This window comes from Streptomyces sp. NPDC006208 (assembly GCF_040613775.1).
Lineage (GTDB): Bacteria > Actinomycetota > Actinomycetes > Streptomycetales > Streptomycetaceae > Streptomyces.
Map to the genome: position 1 here is coordinate 133,155 of NZ_JBEXSW010000012.1, position 18,729 is coordinate 151,883.

The window sequence follows — 18,729 nt, forward strand, 5'->3', positions numbered from 1 at the left end:
GGTGGCCGCTGCACCGGCGCCGCCCTCGGCGCCTCCGAAACCGACCTGGGATCCCAGGGACCCGGTACGCCCGTTGCTGCGTCCGACCATCCGGATACGGCTCACGCTGCTGTACGGCGGGATGTTCCTGATCGCCGGCATCCTGCTGCTGTCGATCATCTATCTGCTCACCGCCCAGGCGCTGAACGTCAGCGTCGCGGATCTGCCCTTCGAGATCGTGAAGGGTGAGGTGCTGCCCACGACCGAGTGGTGCCGGCTGCCCCGGTCCGTCACCGGCGACCAGTTCAACCAGGCCGTCTCCGCCTGCCTCCAGCACCAGCGCGATGACGCCCTGGACGACCTGCTGCGCCGCTCGCTGTTCGCACTGCTCGGCCTGAGCATCATCGCCTTCGCCTTCGGCTACGCGATGGCCGGCCGGGTCCTGTCGCCGCTGGGCCGGATCACCCGCACCGCCCGGAAGGTGGCCGGCTCCGACCTCTCGCGCCGGATCGAGCTGGACGGCCCCGACGACGAGCTCAAGGAGCTCGCCGACACCTTCGACGAGATGCTGGACCGTCTGGAGCGGGCGTTCTCCGCACAGCAGCGGTTCGTCGCGAACGCCTCGCACGAGCTGCGTACGCCCCTTGCGATCAACCGCACGCTGCTGGAGGTCCATCTCTCCGACCCCGGGGCGCCTGCCGAGCTGCAGCAGCTCGGCAAGACGCTGCTGGCCACCAACGAGCGCAGCGAGCAGCTCGTCGAGGGCCTGCTGCTGCTGGCCCGCAGCGACAACCAGATCGTCGAGCGCAAGCCGGTGGATCTGGCGGAAGTCGCCTCGCGCGCCCTCGATCAGGTACGGTCCGAGGCCGACGCCAAGGGCGTGGAAATCGTCGGTGAGTGCAAGCCCGCCGTCGTACAGGGCAATGGCGTCCTGCTGGAGCGGATCGCGCTGAACCTCGTCCAGAACGCCGTGCGCTACAACGTCCCGGAGGACGGATGGGTGCAGGTGTCCACGGAGGTGCAGCAGGGACAGGCGGTCCTCGAGGTCTCGAACACAGGACCAGTGGTTCCTGCTTACGAGATCGACAACCTCTTCGAGCCGTTCAGAAGGCTGCGGCAGGAGCGTACGGGCAGCGACAAGGGCGTGGGACTGGGTCTGTCGATCGCCCGCTCCGTGGCGCGGGCCCATGGAGGCCGTATCATCGCGGAGCCTCGCGACGGCGGCGGCCTCGTGATGCGTGTCACCCTCCCGGTCTGAGAGAGTGAACGACGTTCGCTTTACGCGGAATTTTCGGGACTTGTGCCCGACGGGTCCGTGTGCGATCGATCACAGAAGCGAATTTCAGGCCATCTACTCTCCGTGATCAAGGCACCGACCGGAACGCCGGGAAAAGTCCGGGTTTCCAAGGGTCGAGATCACGGGAAGTACACGGGGTGGCGCCCGTGAACTGCACGATCGGGACCGTGTACGGTCCCCATCGCCGTCCAACCAGATCACTCTTGAGGGGTCCGGTTGGGTGTCGATTGAGTAACAGACCTTGATGTGAGGCAAAATCTCCGCCTCGGGTCGGGCACAAGTCCGGCCTCTCACGCGTTACGTGCGCTGGAGACACCGCAACCACCCAGAGGGGGAGAGCGACATGGCAACGGACTACGACACCCCACGCAAGACCGATGACGACGTCGATTCGGACAGCCTGGAAGAACTGAAGGCCCGGCGGAACGACAAGTCCACCTCGACCGTCGATGTCGACGAGTTCGAGGCCGCCGAAGGCATGGAACTGCCGGGCGCCGACCTCTCCAACGAGGAGCTGGCGGTCCGGGTCCTGCCGAAGCAGGCCGACGAGTTCACCTGCATGAGCTGCTTCCTCGTGCACCACCGCAGCCAGCTGGCGCGCGAGAAGAACGGCCAGCCGATCTGCCGCGACTGCGACTGAGAGCTGGTCGCCCCGTGGCAGGCGAGACACCGTCCAGGAAGCGGCGTTTTCGGCGTCACAAACCGTCGCAGGCCAACCAGAGCGGCACAGGCCCGGCACCGGACGGCACGCCGTCCGCCGAGCACTCGGCCGCCCTGACGCCTCACGACGGCGCGGGGGAGACGGAGCGAGGCCGGCCGGCCTCGCTCGAAGCAGCGGGCCAGGCAGGGCCCCCGACCAGGGCCTCACGCCTGGCCGCAGTCACGAAGGGCGTCCGCAAGGGCGGCGAGAGCGCCCTGGCAGGTCTCGCCAGGACCGGTCAGGGAGCCAGGTCACGGCTGGCGAGGACCGGCGTGAGCGCACAGAGCGCCATCGCCTTCCTCGCGGACCGTCTGATCGAGAACGCACCGCGTATCCCGGTGCGTGACCTGGCGACACTGCGCCGCCAGTTCCCCGGCCTCGGCCCCGAGCAGCTTGCCGACAAGCTGGTCGCGGGCGCGGCCCTGGCCACCTCCACCGTCGGTGCCGGGATCGGCGCCGCGGCGATGCTGCCCGTGCCTCCGGCGATGCTGGCGGAGCTCACCACGGAGGTCGTCGGCGTCGGGGTGATCGAGCTGAAGCTCATCGCCGAACTTCATGAGGTCTACGGAGTGCGCCCGCCCGGCTCGCTCGTCGACCGCAGCACCGCCTACCTCTCCTCCTGGTCGCAGGAGCGCGGGATCGAGGTCGCCAAGCCGGCGACGGTCAATGCCGCGATGGGCGGGCAGCTCAGGCGCCAGCTGCGGCAACAGGTCACGAAACGCATGGTCCGCAATCTGCCGAACCTGATCCCGTTCATGGTCGGCGCGACCGTCGGCGCGATGATGAACCGCCGTGACACCCGAAAACTCGCGGAACGGATCCGCAAGGACCTGCGTGCGCGGCAGGTTCCCTGGGAGGCGCTGCCCCCACTCCCGCCGCTGGAGCAGCCCAAGGAGCCGCTCCAGACGCGCGGTCTTCCCCCGGCGCCCGACCACGACTGACGTCTCAGGCGGTGCGCACGTCCTCCAGCGCGGCCGCCAGCGCCTTCGGGTCCCGGGTCGAGAGGTACACGTACGGCGTGGGGTCCGCCGGGTCGGTGACCTCGATCCGTACCGCCGTCGGAATGTAACTGCGCAGCAGCATGAACGCGCGCGGATCGGCCTTGTACGACCGCCAGGCCCGCGCTTCCTGCGCGTCCAGCACCTGTGCGTCGCCGAGCGCCGACACCGGGATCCGGGCCTCGCCGGCGACCAGGGAGCCGGACACCACCCGGATACGCGCCGATCCGTAGGAGCTGACCAGCGCCCCCGCCAGCGCGCTCGCGGCGATCAGACCGCCCAGACTCGCCAGGGTCCCCAGCGGCAGCAGCACCAGAGCGCCCGAGACACCCACCAGAGCGGTGATGGCCCACCACGAGCGGGGCGCGGTCAGACGTTCTGCGTACTGCGGGGCGGAAGGCTGCATGAAGCCAAGCTTGGCACGGGGCGACCCGCAGGTGGCGCCGCGGGTAAGGTCTGCGCATGTGAGTACTGCGAACTCCCGGGGGGCGGCCCCCGGAACCCCCGCCGCCGCGGCCGCGCTGACCCCGCCGGCCGATGCCACGGCTCCCGTACGGCATCCCGACGCCCCTGCTCCTGGTGAGCTCCTCGGCGCGCACTACGAGCACTGCTTCGGCTGCGGCGAGGCCCAGCCCCACGGCCTGCACCTGGCGGCCCGGGCCGAGGAGGGCGTACGCGTCACCGCCGAGTTCACCGTCAGGCCCGCCCACCAGGGCGCGCCCGGACTGGCGCACGGCGGTGTGCTCGCCACCGCCATGGACGAGACGCTCGGCTCGCTGAACTGGCTGCTGCGCGTGATCGCGGTGACCGGCAAGCTCGAGACCGACTTCGTACGGCCCGTGCCGGTGGACACCGTGCTGCACCTCGATGCCGAGGTCGTCGCGGTGGCCGGCCGCAAGATCTACTGCACCGCCGTCGGCCGGATCGGCAGCCCCGACGGTCCCGTCGCGGTGCGCGCGAACGCGCTGTTCATCGAGGTCAAGGTCGATCACTTCATCGACAACGGCCGCCCCGAGGAGATCCGGGCGGCCATGGCCGACCCGGACCAGGTCCGGCGCGCCCGCGCCTTCGAGGTGAACCCCTGATGCGCGAGCCCGTCGACGTACTGATCCGCCGCGTGGACCCGGAGGTGCCGCTCCCTGCGTACGGGCACCCCGGAGACGCCGGTGCCGACCTGGTGACCTGCGAGGCCGCCGAGCTGGCCCCGGGGGAGCGGGCCGTACTGCCCACCGGAGTGTCCATCGCGCTCCCGGACGGGTACGCGGCCTTCGTGCACCCGCGCTCCGGTCTGGCAGCACGGTGCGGAGTGGCGCTGGTGAATGCCCCGGGGACGGTGGATGCCGGGTACCGTGGGGAGATCAAGGTGATCGTGGTCAATCTCGACCCGCGTGAGAGCGTGCGGTTCGAACGGTTCGACCGGATTGCCCAACTGGTTGTCCAGCAGGTCGAGAAGGTGCGCTTCCACGAGGTGGCGGAGCTTCCCGGCTCGGCGCGGGCCGAGGGGGGCTTCGGGTCCACCGGCGGTCATGCTGCCGTGGACGGCTCTTCGGGTGGGAATCGATACGCTTCGGTCGTATCCGACCGGGAAGGACAGTGACGTGTTCGGACGTCGCAAGAAGAGTGGTTCCGCCAGCGACATGGCGGACGCAGCGGGCGAGGCCGAGCAGGTCGTCGACGAGCTCGACACGGACGCCGAGGAGGGTGAGCCCCGCCGGGTGAACCTGCCGCCGGCGCCGCGGCCCGACGGCCCGTGGGACGTCTCCGAGGTTTCCAGGCCCGGTGACGGCCGGGTGGATCTCGGCGGTCTGTTCGTGCCCGGAATCGAGGGCATGGAACTGCGCGTCGAGGTCGCGGGCGACGCGATCGTCGCGGCCACCGTGGTGCTGCGCGACAGCGCCATCCAGCTGCAGGCCTTCGCAGCGCCCAAGAAGGAAGGCATCTGGGGCGAGGTCCGCGAGGAGATCGCCTCCGGCATCACCCAGCAGGGCGGCATCATCGACGAGGTCGAGGGCCCGCTCGGCTGGGAGCTCCGGGCCCAGGTACCGGTACAGCTGCCCGACGGCACCGGCGGTGTGCAGCTGGTGCGCTTCGTCGGCGTCGACGGACCGCGCTGGTTCCTGCGCGGAGTGATCTCCGGGCAGGGCGCGGTGCAGCCGCAGGCCGCCGGGCTGCTTGAGCAGATCTTCCAGGACACCGTCGTCGTGCGCGGCGAAGGACCGATGGCGCCGCGCGACCCGATCGTCCTCAAGCTGCCGGACGACGCGCAGATGGTGCCCGAGGGCGTCCAGCAGGAGGAGCAGGAAGGATCCCGCTTCTCCGGAGGCATGGGCCAGCTCCAGCGCGGACCGGAGATCACCGAGGTGCGCTGACCGGTCCTCAAGGCATGTGGGCCGTACTCCTCGCGAGGAGTACGGCCCACCCGTCTGTGCAGGCACGGCCGTTGCCCGGCCGCGTGGCCTCTGCACATACTGTGGCCGGACCGATCACCTGGGTACGGGGGGACCTACTGATGACCGAGGAAAGCACGCACACCAGGGGCAGCACACGCACCGGCACCGCCGTCGCCGACGACCCGGCCGGTGCGCCGATGGTCCGGGTCGAGAACGTGCACCGTTCGTACGGCACCGGGGGAGCGGCCGTACACGCCCTGCGCGGGGTCTCGTTCGACATCCCGCGCGGTGAGCTGGTCGCCCTCAAGGGCCGGTCGGGCTCCGGCAAGACCACGCTGCTCAACCTGGTCGGCGGGCTGGACTCCCCGGACCGGGGCCGCATCACCATCGACGGCACCGAGCTGTCCGGCCTCGGCGAGAACGGACTCCTGGAGCTGCGCCGGGACCGGATCGGCTTCATCTTCCAGTCCTTCGGGCTGATCCCCATCCTCACGGCAGCCGAGAACGTGGGCGTTCCGATGCGGCTGCGCAAGACCGACCCCCGCGAGCGCGAGGAGCGCGTCGAGCTGCTGCTCGCCCTGGTCGGCCTCGCCGACCACGCCGCACAGCGCCCGGGCGAGCTCTCCGGCGGTCAGCAGCAGCGCGTCGCGATCGCGCGGGCGCTCGCCAACCGGCCGGCCCTGCTGATCGCGGACGAGCCGACCGGCCAGCTGGACGCCCAGACAGGCCTTGCGGTGATGGAACTGCTGCGCGCGGTCGTCCGCAGCGAGGGCGTCACCGCCCTGGTCGCCACCCACGACGCCCAGCTCCTGGACCTGGCGGACCGGGTGCTAGAAGTGAACGACGGCGAGATCACCGAGCACTGACGGTCCCCGGGCGGACCGGGTCCCTGCGCATCGAGTGGCGCCCGGCGGCCACTGCTCACGCTTCTCGGGCCGCGGACGGGCGGGCCGCGCGCTGCTTGCATACCCCTCGTCGGAGATCAGGTACAGCACATGCAGGATCGCGGCGAGCCGGGCGGGCCCGTTCCTCCTCGCGCCGCCGCCGCGCCGCCGCGATGCCATCAGAATCGCGTCAATACGCACCCTGGAGGGCTGCACCGTCCGATTTGCCCCGTCGCTCGGACGTATGGTCGACGCTGCGCGGAGGGGACGCGCACAGCAGGCGCACGACAGGCGCGGTGCAGCGGTCGAAAGACAATGAGGACATGGGACGCGGCAAGCTTCGGATCTACCTCGGTGCAGCCCCGGGCGTCGGCAAGACGTACGCCATGCTCTCCGAGGCGCACCGGCGCGTGGAGCGCGGAACGGACTGCGTCGTGGCCTTCGTGGAGCATCACGGCAGGCCCCGCACCGAGGTGCTGCTGCACGGCCTGGAGCATGTCCCGAGGCGGGAGCTCAGCTACCGCGGAGGCATCTTCACCGAGATGGACGTGGACGCCGTCCTCGAACGGGCGCCCGCCGTCGCCCTGGTCGACGAACTGGCCCACACGAATGTCCCCGGATCCCGCAACGCCAAGCGGTGGCAGGACGTCGAGGAACTGCTCGCGGCCGGTATCGACGTCGTATCCACCGTCAACATCCAGCATCTGGAGTCACTCGGCGACGTCGTCGAGTCGATCACCGGTGTACGGCAGCGGGAGACGGTCCGCGACGAGGTGGTCCGCCGGGCCGAGCAGCTGGAACTCGTCGACATGTCGCCTCAGGCGCTGCGCCGGCGTATGGCCCACGGCAACATCTACACGACCGAGAAGGTCGACGCGGCCCTGTCGAACTACTTCCGGCCGGGGAACCTCACCGCGCTCCGGGAGCTGGCCCTGCTCTGGCTCGCCGACCGGGTCGACGAGTACCTCCAGCAGTACCGCGGCGAGCACAACATCGACTCCACCTGGCAGGCCCGCGAACGCATAGTTGTCGGCCTCACCGGTGGCCCCGAGGGCCGCACGCTCATCCGGCGCGCAGCCCGCGTCGCCGCCAAGGGCTCCGGCAGCGAGATCCTCGCCGTCTACATCGCCCGCAGCGACGGACTGACCTCGGCGTCGCCCAAGGAACTCGCGGTCCAGCGCACCCTCGTCGAGGACCTCGGCGGCACCTTCCACCACGTCATAGGCGACGACGTGCCCTCCGCACTGATGGAGTTCGCGCGCGGTGTCAACGCGACCCAGATCCTCCTCGGCGCCAGCCGCCGCAAGACGTGGCAGTACATCCTCGGCCCCGGCGTCAGCGCCACGGTCGCCGCCCGGTCCGGTCCGGATCTCGACGTCCACATCGTCACCCACGCCCACGCGGGCAAGGGGCGCGGACTGCCCGTCGCCCGCGGTGCCCGCCTCGGGCGCTCCCGCATCATCGCCGGCTGGCTCGTCGGCGTCGCAGGCCCCGTACTGCTGACCTTGCTGCTCACCGGCATGGAGAACAGCCCCGGGCTCGCCAACGACGTCCTGCTCTTCCTCTTCCTCACGGTGATCTCCGCCCTGATCGGCGGACTGCTGCCCGCCCTCGCCTCCGCCGCCGCAGGCTCGCTGCTGCTGAACTACTACTTCACGCCGCCCGTCCACACCCTGGACGTCGCCGAGCCACGGAACCTCGTGGCCATCGTGATCTTCTTCGCGGTGGCGGTCGCCGTGGCCTCCGTCGTCGACCTCGCCGCGCGCCGGACCCATCAGGCGGCCCGGCTGCGTGCCGAGTCGGAGATCCTTTCCTTCCTCGCCGGCAGCGTGCTGCGCGGGGAGACGGCACTCGACGCGCTTCTGGAACGGGTCCGCGAGACCTTCGCGATGGAGTCCGTGGCGCTGCTCGAGCGCACCAGCGACGTCGAACCGTGGACACGCACCGCGAGCGTCGGTCCCGCCCCGGTGCTTCGTCCCGACGACGCGGATGTGGACATGCCGGTCGGCGACCGGATGGCGCTGGCCCTGTCCGGCCGCGTCCTGCCCGCCGAGGACCGCCGGGTGCTGGCTGCCTTCGCCGCCCAGGCCGCCGTCGTACTCGACCGGCAGCGGCTGGTCGGTGAGGCGGAGCGGGCCCGGCGGCTCGCCGAGGGCAACCGCATACGTACCGCCCTGCTGGCCGCGGTCAGCCACGATCTGCGCACCCCGCTCGCCGCGATCAAGGCCGCCGTCACCTCCCTGCGCTCCGAAGACATCGAATGGTCCGACGAGGACCAGGCCGAGCTCCTCGAAGGGATCGAGGAAGGCGCCGACCGGCTCGACCATCTGGTCGGCAACCTCCTCGACATGTCCCGGCTGCAGACCGGCACCGTCACCCCGCTGATCCGCGAGACCGACGTCGACGAGGTGGTGCCCATGGCGCTCGTCTCCGTCCCGCCCGACAGCGTCGAACTGGACATCCCCGAGACGCTGCCCATGGTGGCGGTCGACCGCGGACTGCTCGAACGCGCCGTCGCGAACATCGTCGAGAACGCCGTCAAGTACAGCCCTGACGGCACCCCCGTCACCGTTGCCGCCAGCGCGCTCGGTGAGCGCGTCGAACTGCGGGTCGCCGACCGGGGCACCGGTGTGCCGGACGACGCCAAGGAACGGATCTTCGAGCCTTTCCAGCGCTACGGTGACGCCCCGCGCGGAGCCGGGGTCGGCCTCGGCCTCGCGGTCGCGCGTGGCTTCGTGGAAGCCATGGGCGGCACGCTCACTGCCGAGGACACCCCCGGCGGTGGGATGACCATGGTTCTTACGCTCAGAGCGGCACAGGGCCACACGGTCCCCGAGCCCGGCCTTCCCACCCAGGTCACCTCATGACCACAGCTACAGAAGAGCCCACACGGCAGAAAGGCAGGCCGGTCATGACCCGGGTGCTCGTGGTCGACGACGAGCCGCAGATCGTACGTGCCCTCGTGATCAATCTGAAGGCGCGCAAGTACGAGGTGGATGCGGCGTCCGACGGTGCCGGCGCGCTGGAGCTCGCCGCGGCCCGTCACCCCGACGTCGTCGTCCTCGACCTCGGTCTCCCGGACATGGACGGCATCGAGGTGATCAAGGGGCTGCGCGGCTGGACCCGGGTGCCGATCCTGGTGCTCTCCGCACGCCACTCCTCCGACGAGAAGGTCGAGGCGCTGGACGCCGGAGCCGACGACTACGTCACCAAGCCCTTCGGCATGGACGAGCTGCTGGCGCGGCTGCGGGCCGCCGTACGCAGGGCGGAGCCGGCAGGCGGCGAGGAGGACGTCGTCATGGTCGAGACGGACGACTTCACCGTCGACCTCGCCGCGAAGAAGGTGCAACGGGACGGGCGTGATGTCCGCCTCACCCCGACGGAATGGCATCTGCTCGAGGTCCTGGTGCGCAACACCGGGCGGCTGGTCAGCCAGAAGCAGCTGCTCCAGGAGGTGTGGGGTCCCTCGTACGGCACCGAGACCAACTATCTGAGGGTCTACATGGCCCAGCTGCGCCGCAAGCTCGAGGCCGACCCGTCGCACCCGCGGCACTTCGTCACCGAGCCCGGCATGGGATACCGCTTCGAACGTTGATACGGCCCTGGTGGAGGCCGGTACGCTTTCTGTATGAGCGCTGTACCCCCTTCCGAGAAGGCGTCGAAGGAAACCAAGGCGGCGAAGCCGGCCGGCCGTTTCCGCCGCATGCTCGACCGGCTCTCCAGCTCCCAGCAGGACCTCGAGTCCGAGGAGCTGCAGGAGGACGCACAGGCATCGGGGTGCACCCGCATCTCCGAATGCGGTGACCGCCAGATCGTCAGGGTCACTGGTACCTTGCGCACGGTCACCCTGCGTCCGCGGGCCGGCGTGCCCGCACTGGAGGCGGAGCTCTTCGACGGCTCGGCCCCGCTGGATGTCGTCTGGCTGGGGCGCCGCTCCATCGTGGGCATCGAGCCGGGCCGCAGAATGATCGCTTCCGGCCGGATATCCATGAGCCACGGTCGCCGGGTGCTGTTCAATCCCAAATACGAACTCCGACCACTCGGACAGGAGTAGCCGGTGACGTCAGTCGACAAGCCGACCCCCACGACGACCGACCAGCAGCAGCACGACGCCGACGCCAAAGCCGTCACGGAGGCCGCGCTGTTCGAGGCGTTCGGCGGCGTGCGCGGCATGGTGGAGACGGTCCTGCCGGGACTGCTCTTCGTCACGATCTTCACGATCAACAAGGACCTGCACCTCTCGGCGATCTCCGCCCTGGTGCTGGCCCTGTTGCTCGTCGCCGTCCGGCTGATCCGCAAGGACACCGTCAAGCACGCCTTCAGCGGCGTCTTCGGGGTGGCCTTCGGTGTCGTGTTCGCGATGATGACCGGCAACGCCAAGGACTTCTATCTGCCGGGCATGCTGTACACGCTCGGCCTGGCGCTGGCGTACATCATCACGACGCTCGCGGGCGTACCGCTGATCGGCCTGATGCTCGGCCCGGTCTTCAAGGAGAACCTCTCCTGGCGGACCCGCAACCCGGGCCGCAAGAAGGCGTACGCCAAGGCGAGCTGGGCCTGGGGCCTGATCCTGCTGGCCAAGTGCGCGATCCTCTTCCCGCTCTACTGGTGGGCCGACACGGCCCAGCTGGGCTGGGTGCTGGTGACGCTGAAGATCCCGCCGTTCCTGCTCGCGGTGTATCTGACGTGGGTGTTCCTCGCGAAGGCCCCGCCGCCGATCGATGTCTTCGCCGAGATGGAGGCGAAGGAACGCGCGGAAGAGGCGGCCCGGAACGAGGCCGCGGCGCAGCGGCACGAGGCGTAGTTCGCCGGCCGGACAGACACACGGAAGGGCCCGGAACCGGTACGGTTCCGGGCCCTTCCGTGTCCCGCATCCCGCTGTTGCGCAGCGGGATGCGGGCGTCAGCTCGTCGCCGAGTCCTCGCGGCGGACCGAGAGCAGATCCTCCAGCTGCTCCTCGCGCGCCTGCGCGGCCACGAACAGCAGCTCGTCACCCGCCTCCAGCGACTCCTCGGGGCCCGGTGTCAGGACCCGCGAGCCACGGATGATCGTCACCAGAGAGGTGTCCTCGGGCCAGGCCACATCGCCGACCCGCGTCCCCGCCAGCGCCGACTCCGGAGGCAGCGTCAGCTCGACGAGGTTCGCGTCACCGTGGCTGAAGCGCAGCAGCCGGACCAGGTCGCCGACGCTCACCGCCTCCTCGACCAGGGCCGACATCAGGCGTGGCGTGGACACCGCCACGTCGACGCCCCACGACTCGTTGAACAGCCACTCGTTCTTCGGGTTGTTGACGCGCGCGACCACACGCGGCACCCCGTACTCGGTCTTCGCGAGCAGCGAGACGACCAGGTTGACCTTGTCGTCGCCGGTCGCCGCGATCACCACGTTGCAGCGCTGCAGCGCCGCCTCGTCCAGCGACGTGATCTCGCAGGCGTCGGCCAGCAGCCACTCGGCCTGCGGCACCCGCTCCACCGAGATGGCGGTCGGAGCCTTGTCGATCAGGAGCACCTCGTGCCCGTTCTCCAGCAGCTCACCCGCGATGGAACGGCCCACCGCGCCGGCGCCCGCAATAGCGACCCGCATCAGTGACCGCCCTCCTCAGGACCCTCGGCGAAGGCCTCCTCGACCTTCGCGATCTCGTCGGTACGCATCATCACGTGGACGAGATCACCCTCCTGCAGCACGGTCTGCGACGACGGCAGTACGGCTTCGCCCAGCCGGGTGAGAAACGCGACGCGCACACCCGTCTCGTCCTGCAGCCTGCTCACCTTGTGACCGATCCAGGCCGTGGAGGTGTGCACCTCGGCCAGCTGCACCGCACCGCTCGGATCGCGCCACAGCGGCTCCGCGCCGGACGGCAGCAGCCGGCGCAGCATCTGGTCGGCGGTCCAGCGGACCGTGGCGACCGTCGGGATCCCCAGACGCTGGTACACCTCGGCGCGCCGGGGGTCGTAGATACGGGCCGCGACGTTCTCGATGCCGAACATCTCGCGCGCCACCCGGGCGGCGATGATGTTCGAGTTGTCGCCGCTGCTGACCGCGGCGAACGCGCCCGCGTCCTCGATCCCCGCCTCACGCAGGGTGTCCTGGTCGAAGCCGACTCCGGTGACCCGGCGGCCGCCGAATCCGGACCCCAAGCGACGGAAGGCCGTGGGGTCCTGGTCGACGACGGCGACCGTGTGCCCCTGCTGCTCCAGGGTCTGCGCGAGAGCGGATCCCACTCGCCCGCATCCCATGATGACGATGTGCACGACCGTCCTTCCGGCTGTCGGTGTTCACAGTGCCCTGCGGCTCGGTGTCAAGGCATTACAGGGTCTCAGACCACCGCTGAGGCTACACACGCGCGGTCACCTCATGGACCTCCTGCCGGGCGGTCCCGGTTCCATGAAAGGGCGATTCAGCAGCGGACGGGACCGGACGTCGCCGGAGATTTGGTGCAGGAGCGGGTGGTGGATGGGCGCCGCTCATATCGAACGCTTACGATCCTCTCCGTGTCCAAACTGACCGACCTGCCCAAACGGATCCTGATCGGCCGGGCCCTGCGGAGCGACAAGCTGGGGGAAACGCTCCTCCCGAAGCGCATCGCACTCCCCGTCTTCGCCTCCGACCCGCTCTCCTCAGTGGCCTACGCGCCGGGCGAAGTGCTCCTGGTCCTGTCCATCGCGGGCGTGTCGGCCTACCACTTCAGCCCCTGGATCGCCGTCGCGGTCGTGGTCCTGATGTTCACCGTGGTCGCCTCCTACCGGCAGAACGTGCATGCCTACCCGAGCGGCGGCGGCGACTACGAGGTCGCGAACACCAACCTCGGGCCGAGGGCGGGCCTCACCGTCGCCAGCGCACTCCTCGTCGACTACGTCCTCACCGTCGCCGTGTCGATCTCCTCCGGCGTGGAGAACCTGGGCTCGGCCGTCCCCTTCGTCGTCGAGCACAAGGTGCTCAGCGCCATCGTCATCATCGTGCTGTTGACGCTGATGAACCTGCGCGGCGTGAAGGAGTCGGGCAAGCTCTTCGCCATCCCGACCTACGTCTTCGTCTTCGGCGTCTTCACGATGATCGCGTGGGGCGCGTTCAAGGGACTCGTCCTCGACGACACCATGCAGGCCCCGACCGCCGACTTCGAGATCAAGCCCGAGCACCAGGGCCTCGCCGGTTTCGCGCTGGTCTTCCTGCTGCTGCGCGCCTTCTCCTCCGGCTGTGCGGCGCTGACCGGAGTCGAGGCGATCAGCAACGGCGTCCCCGCCTTCCGCAAGCCCAAGAGCAAGAACGCGGCGACGACGCTGCTGCTCATGGGCGCGTTGGCGGTCACCATGTTCTGCGGCATCATCGGCCTGGCCATGGCCACCGACGTGAAGATGGCCGAGAACCCCGCGCACGATCTGCTGAGCAACGGCGAACCGGTCGGCTCGAGCTATGTCCAGGACCCGGTGATCTCCCAGGTCGCGGCCGCGGTCTTCGGTGACGGCACCTTCTTCTTCGTCGTGCTCGCCGCGGCCACCGCGCTCGTCCTGTTCCTCGCCGCCAACACCGCGTACAACGGCTTCCCGCTGCTCGGTTCGATCCTTGCCCAGGACCGCTACCTGCCGCGCCAGCTGCACACCCGCGGTGACCGGCTCGCGTTCTCCAACGGCATCGTGCTGCTGGCCGGAGCGGCCATCCTGCTGGTCTGGATCTACGGCGCCGACTCGACCAAGCTGATCCAGCTCTACATCGTCGGCGTCTTCGTGTCCTTCACGCTCAGCCAGACGGGCATGGTCCGGCACTGGAACCGCCATCTGCGGTCCGAGCGTGACCCGGCCAAACGGCGTCACATGGTCCGCTCCCGGGCGATCAACACCTTCGGCGCCTTCTTCACCGGACTGGTGCTGGTGGTCGTCCTGGTCACCAAGTTCACGCACGGCGCCTGGGTCGCCCTCCTCGGCATGGTGATCTTCTACGGGACGATGTCCGCCATCCGCAGGCACTACGACCGCGTCGCGGAGGAGATCGCCGCCCCCGACCAGCCGACCGACGACACGGTGCGCCCCTCCCGGGTCCACTCCATCGTCCTGGTCTCCAAGGTCCACCGGCCGACCCTGCGCGCCCTCGCCTACGCGCAGCTGATGCGCTCCGACAAGCTCGAGGCCCTCAGCATCAACGTCGACCCGGCCGACACCAAGGCACTCAAGGCGGAGTGGGAACGACGCGGCATCAATGTGCCGCTCAAGATCCTCGACTCGCCCTACCGCGAGATCACCCGGCCGATCATCGAGTACGTGAAGGGGCTGCGGCGCGAGAGCCCGCGGGACGCGGTCAGCGTGATCATCCCCGAGTACGTGGTCGGCCACTGGTGGGAGCATGTGCTGCACAACCAGAGCGCCCTTCGCCTCAAGGGCCGTCTGCTGTTCACCCCGGGCATCATGGTGACCTCGGTGCCGTACCAGCTGGAGTCCTCCGAGGTCGCGAAGAAGCGGGCGAGGAAGCGCCAGGACTGGAACGCACCGGGCTCGGTGCGGCGCGGTCCCGTCGACCGGCGGGCCAAGGAGCCCAGCAACAAGAGCTGAGCCACGCGCATGGCGAACGGCCGGAGAACAGCCACGTAGACTGGTGGGCTGGCCCTCCGGCCGTAGCCGCGTTTGTCCCCTTGACCCTCTGGAGTCACCCCGCCATGCAGAACGCCCCCGAGTCTTCGCTGGTCGGGCAGGAATACGAGGTCGAGGTGGGCCCCGTCGCGCACGGCGGCCACTGCATCGCCCGCACCGACGAGGGCCAGGTGCTGTTCGTACGGCACGCGCTGCCCGGCGAGAAGATCGTCGCCCGCATCACCGAGGGTGCGGAGGACTCGCGCTTCCTGCGTGCCGACGCCGTACGGATCATCGAGGCGTCGAAGGACCGGGTCGAGGCGCCCTGCCCGTACTCCGGCCCCGGCAAGTGCGGCGGCTGCGACTGGCAGCACGCGAAGCCCGGAGCGCAGCGGCGGTTCAAGGGCGAGGTGATCGCCGAGCAGCTCCAGCGGCTCGCAGGTCTGACCCCCGAGGAGGCCGGCTGGGACGGCACCGTCATGCCCGCCCCCGGGGACAAGCTCCCGGCGGGCGAGGTGCCCGCGTGGCGTACCCGGGTCCAGTACGCGGTCGACGCGGAGGGCCGTATCGGTCTGCGCAAGCACCGCTCGCACGACGTACAGCCGATCGACCACTGCATGATCGCCGCACCGGGTGTCACGGAGCTGGGCATCGAGAAGCAGGACTGGCCGCAGATGGAGACGGTCGAGGCCATCGCCGCGATCGGTTCCAGCGACCGCCAGGTCGTTCTCACCCCCCGGCCCGGCGGTCGGCTGCCCCTGGTCGAGCTGGACCGGCCCGTCTCGGTCCTGCGGGTCGAGGAGCGCGACGGTTCGGTGCACCGCGTGCACGGCCGCGCCTTCGTCCGCGAGCGCGCCGACGAGCGCACCTACCGCGTGGGCATGGGCGGCTTCTGGCAGGTGCACCCGCAGGCCGCAGACGTCCTGGTCACCGCCGTGATGCAGGGTCTGCTGCCGCGCAAGGGCGACATGGCGCTCGATCTGTACTGCGGCGTCGGCCTCTTCGCCGGCGCGATCGCGGACCGGGTCGGCGAGCAGGGAGCGGTGCTCGGCATCGAGTCCGGCAAGCGGTCGGTCGAGGACGCGCGCCACAACCTCCAGCACTTCGAGCGCGTCCGTATCGAGCAGGGCAAGGTGGAGCAGGTCCTGCCCCGGACGGGGATCAACGAGGTCGACCTGATCGTCCTCGACCCGCCGCGCGCGGGCGCGGGCAAGCAGACGGTCAAGCAGCTCGCGGCCCTGGGCGCGCGCCGTATCGCCTACGTGGCCTGCGACCCCGCGGCGCTCGCCCGGGACCTGGCGTACTTCCGCGAGGGCGGCTACAAGCCGCGCACGCTGCGGGCGTTCGACCTGTTTCCGATGACGCATCACGTGGAGTGCGTCGCGATCCTCGAGCCTGCGGAAAAGGGCCACTGACCTGCGATTTTCAGGTTCTCCGCGCTCTGTCTGACCTGTTTCCGGGTAAACGTCACGTGGAGTGCGTCGGCATCGTCGCTGTTGTGAGAAGAGTCGCTCACCACGCCCGGTGCGAGATTCCCGTCGGCTCCGTCGCGTAGCGATTCCGGCCGTACTACTCCAGCGTGCCGCTGAAGAGGACCGCCGAGTTGCAACGGTCGGGGGCCGGGCCGGAGGGCGGGCGGCCCACTGTGCGGCAGGTGAGGGTCACCGTGATCTTCTGCTTCGGGCCCGCCAGGATCGCCGATGCCCAGTGGAAGTCCTGCTCGCGGAAGTTCTCCAGCGCGGGGGCGAGGAGGGTCTTGTCGCCCACCGACAGCGTGATGGTGCCCGTGTCGCCCTGAGGGTTCTCCAGGACCAGATCCGTCAGGCGCAGCACTTTGCCGTCCGGGACCGTGTACGTCGCCGCGGCTGTGTCGCGCGCTGCGGCTGAGGGAGTCAGGCGGTACGAGAACAGGGCGGCCTGCGGGAGCGGGGCCGGGCCTGTGCCCGGAGTTGCCGAGGCCGACGGGGACGGCGCCGCGCTGCCGCCCGGGCCCGGCTTGCCGCCGCCGGCACCCGCCGACGCGGCCTCCTTGGCCTCGGCCGCCGCCTCCTGCGCCTCGGCCGCTTTGGACTCCGCCGCTTCGACCGGGGCCTTCACCGCCTCCTTGGCGGCGCTGCGGACGACCGGCCGCAGCAACCCGAACCACAGACCCGCCAGCACGCCGAGGAGCACCAGCAGCGCGATCAGCAGCTTCAGCAAGCCCGCCGAGACGATCGGACGCTGTAGCAGACTGCCGTCGAGCGGCTCCGGGGCCACCTCCGGCGCCCCCTCCGGGCCGGGGGACGGGGCCGCGATCACCTGGAAGACGTGTGGCACGGCCACCCCGCGCCACACCCACCTCTTCGGCTTGACGGACAGCTTCACGAACGCCGCCCGCCCCGGCTCCACCACTGTGGGCCCGGGAAGCAGCCCGAACCTCAGCAGATCACCTTGGTCCTTGCCCGAAAGGGCAACGGACAGGGGATAGTTGCCGCGGTTGTCCAACGCCACCTGGAATCGGGCACCGGTGCGGCCCTGTCCCAGCCGCGGGCTCAGTTCCGCAGTGAAGTCGGCGTACGGCCGGACGTGCAGGACACCCTCGGGCACCGTGGCGTACTGCGGTTGTTCCTGTGGCAGCACCCTTACGCCATAGGTGAGTTCACCCGGCGGGACAGTGGTGTCCCGGGGCGGTCGGACCACCAGCTCCACCTGCCCGCCCGTGCCGGGGTTCAGGGACAGCGTCGCCGGCTCGACCACACTCCAGCCGGCGGCGGGGCCCAGGACCTCGAAACTGTAGGCCTCGACGACCTTTCCGCCGTTGCGGATTTCGAGCGGGATCCGGGCCTCCTCGCCGGGCAGCACCGAGGCGGGGGAGGCATCCAGAAGAGCGGAAGTGGTCATGAGGGGACGGTAGGGACCCGGGCCGGAGGGCTCCGCTCCCCTACGGACACACCCAGGGGCACGTTGCGTTGCCCGTTGAGCCGGCGTGGAGCGGCTGCTGATTGCCCGGGTGTTCACTGGACGACCGGTGAGGAAGTGCCTGGCACGACAGGCGCCGCTCTCGCATGGCGTGGGGGCGCGCCCAACAGGGGGATGCTGAACATGCGATACCAAGGAGAGAGCGGCGCGGAGCGTATCCGGGTGCGGCTGATGGCCCAGGACCCGATTTCGCGCGCCGGGCTTGCGGGGCAGTTGAGGAACTGTCCCCAACTCGAGCTGCTGGGTGAGGAGGAGTACGACGGGCCGGCCGTGGCCGTGGTGTCCGTGGACCGGATCGGGGAAACGGAGATGCAGACGTTACGCCGTTTCCAGCGAGGCGACGGATGCGGAACCGTGCTCGTGGCCACCGAGATCGATGATGCGGGGCTGGTTGCCGCCGCCGAATGCGGAGTGCTCGGTGTCGTACGGCGCGCCGAGGCGTCCACGGACCGGTTGGTGCAGGTCATCACGGCCGCGGCGAGCGGCGAGGGCAGCGTGCCTGCGGACCTGCTGGGGCGCCTGCTGGACCAGGTGGGGCGGCTGCAGCGGCAGGTGCTGGATCCGCGCGGCCTCGCGTTCACTGGGCTGGCACCTCGGGAGGTCGACGTGCTGCGGCTGATCGCGGAGGGCAGCGACACCGCGGAGATCGCGCGGACGCTCGCCTTCTCGGAGCGTACGGTCAAGAACATCCTCCATGACGTGACGACGCGGCTGCAGCTGCGCAACCGTTCGCACGCCGTGGCGTACGCGATGCGGCAGGGCTTCATCTGATCCGGCCCGAACCGGGCCCGCACGAAGGTGAGCCCCGGCCCGCCGGAGGCCGGGCCGGGCGCTGGACAGGCCCGGGGCCACCGCGGCCAGGCGCAAGCCGGGCAGCCTCCGCCGGACAGCGAGCCCCGGTGCTCCTCGCGACGGGGTCCGGTGGTCCGTGCGTGGTGAGCCCGGCAGAGCCCCGGAACGGGATC

General features: G+C 70.1%; 18 protein-coding genes. 14 read left to right on the forward strand and 4 right to left on the reverse strand.

Features of this window, described 5'->3' with window-relative positions; all coding sequences use genetic code 11:
* Position 1: 1 nt before the first annotated feature.
* From ABZ208_RS12360 to ABZ208_RS12370, 3 genes are all read left to right on the forward strand, one after another.
* Positions 2 to 1,237, forward strand: a complete 1,236-nt coding sequence (locus ABZ208_RS12360) for a HAMP domain-containing sensor histidine kinase (RefSeq protein WP_356909417.1) — start codon at positions 2 to 4, stop codon at positions 1,235 to 1,237.
* Positions 1,238 to 1,619: 382 nt separating this feature from the next.
* A complete protein-coding gene (locus ABZ208_RS12365) occupies positions 1,620 to 1,916 on the forward strand; it encodes a DUF4193 domain-containing protein (protein ID WP_005310959.1) in 297 nt (98 codons plus the stop codon).
* 14 nt (positions 1,917 to 1,930) lie between these two features.
* Positions 1,931 to 2,917 (forward strand): hypothetical protein, encoded by a 987-nt coding sequence (locus tag ABZ208_RS12370; RefSeq protein ID WP_356909418.1) that lies wholly within the window; start codon positions 1,931 to 1,933, stop codon positions 2,915 to 2,917.
* Between the two features lie 4 nt (positions 2,918 to 2,921).
* Here the strand turns inward: ABZ208_RS12370 and ABZ208_RS12375 are convergent, their stop codons facing one another.
* A complete protein-coding gene (locus ABZ208_RS12375; protein ID WP_356909419.1) occupies positions 2,922 to 3,380 on the reverse strand; it encodes a DUF3093 domain-containing protein in 459 nt (152 codons plus the stop codon).
* Positions 3,381 to 3,438: 58 nt separating this feature from the next.
* On the opposite strand from ABZ208_RS12375, the gene ABZ208_RS12380 reads away from it, so the two are divergent.
* The 8 genes from ABZ208_RS12380 (at position 3,439) to ABZ208_RS12415 (ending at position 11,052) form a co-directional block, all read left to right on the forward strand.
* Positions 3,439 to 4,059 (forward strand): PaaI family thioesterase, encoded by a 621-nt coding sequence (locus tag ABZ208_RS12380; RefSeq protein WP_356909420.1) that lies wholly within the window; start codon positions 3,439 to 3,441, stop codon positions 4,057 to 4,059.
* Complete coding sequence (gene dut / locus ABZ208_RS12385; protein ID WP_356909421.1) at positions 4,059 to 4,571, forward strand: dUTP diphosphatase; 513 nt, start codon at positions 4,059 to 4,061, stop codon at positions 4,569 to 4,571. Before ABZ208_RS12380 ends, dut begins: the two co-directional genes overlap by 1 nt.
* Before the next feature lies 1 nt (position 4,572).
* A complete protein-coding gene (locus tag ABZ208_RS12390; RefSeq protein ID WP_328395535.1) occupies positions 4,573 to 5,343 on the forward strand; it encodes a DUF3710 domain-containing protein in 771 nt (256 codons plus the stop codon).
* 140 nt (positions 5,344 to 5,483) lie between these two features.
* A complete protein-coding gene (locus ABZ208_RS12395) occupies positions 5,484 to 6,230 on the forward strand; it encodes an ABC transporter ATP-binding protein (RefSeq protein WP_356909422.1) in 747 nt (248 codons plus the stop codon).
* A 341-nt stretch (positions 6,231 to 6,571) separates the two neighbouring features.
* Positions 6,572 to 9,115, forward strand: a complete 2,544-nt coding sequence (locus tag ABZ208_RS12400; protein ID WP_356909423.1) for an ATP-binding protein — start codon at positions 6,572 to 6,574, stop codon at positions 9,113 to 9,115.
* Between the two features lie 44 nt (positions 9,116 to 9,159).
* The gene (locus ABZ208_RS12405; protein WP_356909458.1) at positions 9,160 to 9,843 is read left to right on the forward strand and encodes a response regulator; all 684 of its coding nucleotides are present in this window, start codon (positions 9,160 to 9,162) and stop codon (positions 9,841 to 9,843) included.
* A gap of 33 nt (positions 9,844 to 9,876) precedes the next feature.
* Entirely contained in the window at positions 9,877 to 10,302 is a 426-nt protein-coding gene (locus ABZ208_RS12410; protein WP_328395529.1) for an OB-fold nucleic acid binding domain-containing protein, read from the forward strand.
* 3 nt (positions 10,303 to 10,305) lie between these two features.
* Entirely contained in the window at positions 10,306 to 11,052 is a 747-nt protein-coding gene (locus ABZ208_RS12415) for a DUF3159 domain-containing protein (RefSeq protein WP_356909424.1), read from the forward strand.
* A 98-nt stretch (positions 11,053 to 11,150) separates the two neighbouring features.
* On the opposite strand, the gene ABZ208_RS12420 is transcribed toward ABZ208_RS12415, so the two are convergent.
* Positions 11,151 to 11,831 (reverse strand): TrkA family potassium uptake protein, encoded by a 681-nt coding sequence (locus tag ABZ208_RS12420; protein ID WP_328395525.1) that lies wholly within the window; start codon positions 11,829 to 11,831, stop codon positions 11,151 to 11,153.
* Positions 11,831 to 12,499 carry a TrkA family potassium uptake protein gene (locus ABZ208_RS12425; RefSeq protein WP_328395523.1) on the reverse strand — a complete coding sequence of 223 codons (669 nt, stop codon included), beginning with the start codon at positions 12,497 to 12,499 and terminating at the stop codon, positions 11,831 to 11,833. The genes ABZ208_RS12420 and ABZ208_RS12425 overlap by 1 nt, the downstream gene beginning before the upstream one ends.
* A gap of 240 nt (positions 12,500 to 12,739) precedes the next feature.
* On the opposite strand from ABZ208_RS12425, the gene ABZ208_RS12430 reads away from it, so the two are divergent.
* Together ABZ208_RS12430 and ABZ208_RS12435 are read left to right on the forward strand one after the other, a co-directional pair.
* Positions 12,740 to 14,788, forward strand: coding sequence for an APC family permease (locus tag ABZ208_RS12430; RefSeq protein ID WP_356909425.1), 2,049 nt, complete (start codon positions 12,740 to 12,742; stop codon positions 14,786 to 14,788).
* Positions 14,789 to 14,892: 104 nt separating this feature from the next.
* A complete protein-coding gene (locus tag ABZ208_RS12435) occupies positions 14,893 to 16,221 on the forward strand; it encodes a class I SAM-dependent RNA methyltransferase (protein ID WP_356909426.1) in 1,329 nt (442 codons plus the stop codon).
* A gap of 154 nt (positions 16,222 to 16,375) precedes the next feature.
* Here ABZ208_RS12435 and ABZ208_RS12440 read toward each other — a convergent pair whose 3' ends face one another.
* Positions 16,376 to 17,686, reverse strand: coding sequence for a hypothetical protein (locus tag ABZ208_RS12440; protein ID WP_356909427.1), 1,311 nt, complete (start codon positions 17,684 to 17,686; stop codon positions 16,376 to 16,378).
* 201 nt (positions 17,687 to 17,887) lie between these two features.
* Here ABZ208_RS12440 and ABZ208_RS12445 point away from each other — a divergent pair, with 201 nt between their 5' ends.
* Entirely contained in the window at positions 17,888 to 18,535 is a 648-nt protein-coding gene (locus ABZ208_RS12445; protein WP_356909428.1) for a response regulator transcription factor, read from the forward strand.
* Positions 18,536 to 18,729 lie beyond the last annotated feature (194 nt).

Bases quoted from the DNA above. Each gene is read 5' to 3' on its own strand.
- ABZ208_RS12365 (WP_005310959.1), top strand. From the start codon at position 1,620: ATGGCAACGGACTACGACACCCCACGCAAGACCGATGACGACGTCGAT.
- ABZ208_RS12375 (WP_356909419.1), bottom strand. From the start codon at position 3,380: ATGCAGCCTTCCGCCCCGCAGTACGCAGAACGTCTGACCGCGCCCCGC.
- dut (WP_356909421.1), top strand. From the start codon at position 4,059: ATGCGCGAGCCCGTCGACGTACTGATCCGCCGCGTGGACCCGGAGGTG.
- ABZ208_RS12395 (WP_356909422.1), top strand. From the start codon at position 5,484: ATGACCGAGGAAAGCACGCACACCAGGGGCAGCACACGCACCGGCACC.
- ABZ208_RS12400 (WP_356909423.1), top strand. From the start codon at position 6,572: ATGGGACGCGGCAAGCTTCGGATCTACCTCGGTGCAGCCCCGGGCGTC.
- ABZ208_RS12405 (WP_356909458.1), top strand. From the start codon at position 9,160: ATGACCCGGGTGCTCGTGGTCGACGACGAGCCGCAGATCGTACGTGCC.
- ABZ208_RS12410 (WP_328395529.1), top strand. From the start codon at position 9,877: ATGAGCGCTGTACCCCCTTCCGAGAAGGCGTCGAAGGAAACCAAGGCG.
- ABZ208_RS12420 (WP_328395525.1), bottom strand. From the start codon at position 11,831: ATGCGGGTCGCTATTGCGGGCGCCGGCGCGGTGGGCCGTTCCATCGCG.
- ABZ208_RS12435 (WP_356909426.1), top strand. From the start codon at position 14,893: ATGCAGAACGCCCCCGAGTCTTCGCTGGTCGGGCAGGAATACGAGGTC.
- ABZ208_RS12440 (WP_356909427.1), bottom strand. From the start codon at position 17,686: ATGACCACTTCCGCTCTTCTGGATGCCTCCCCCGCCTCGGTGCTGCCC.
- ABZ208_RS12445 (WP_356909428.1), top strand. From the start codon at position 17,888: ATGCGATACCAAGGAGAGAGCGGCGCGGAGCGTATCCGGGTGCGGCTG.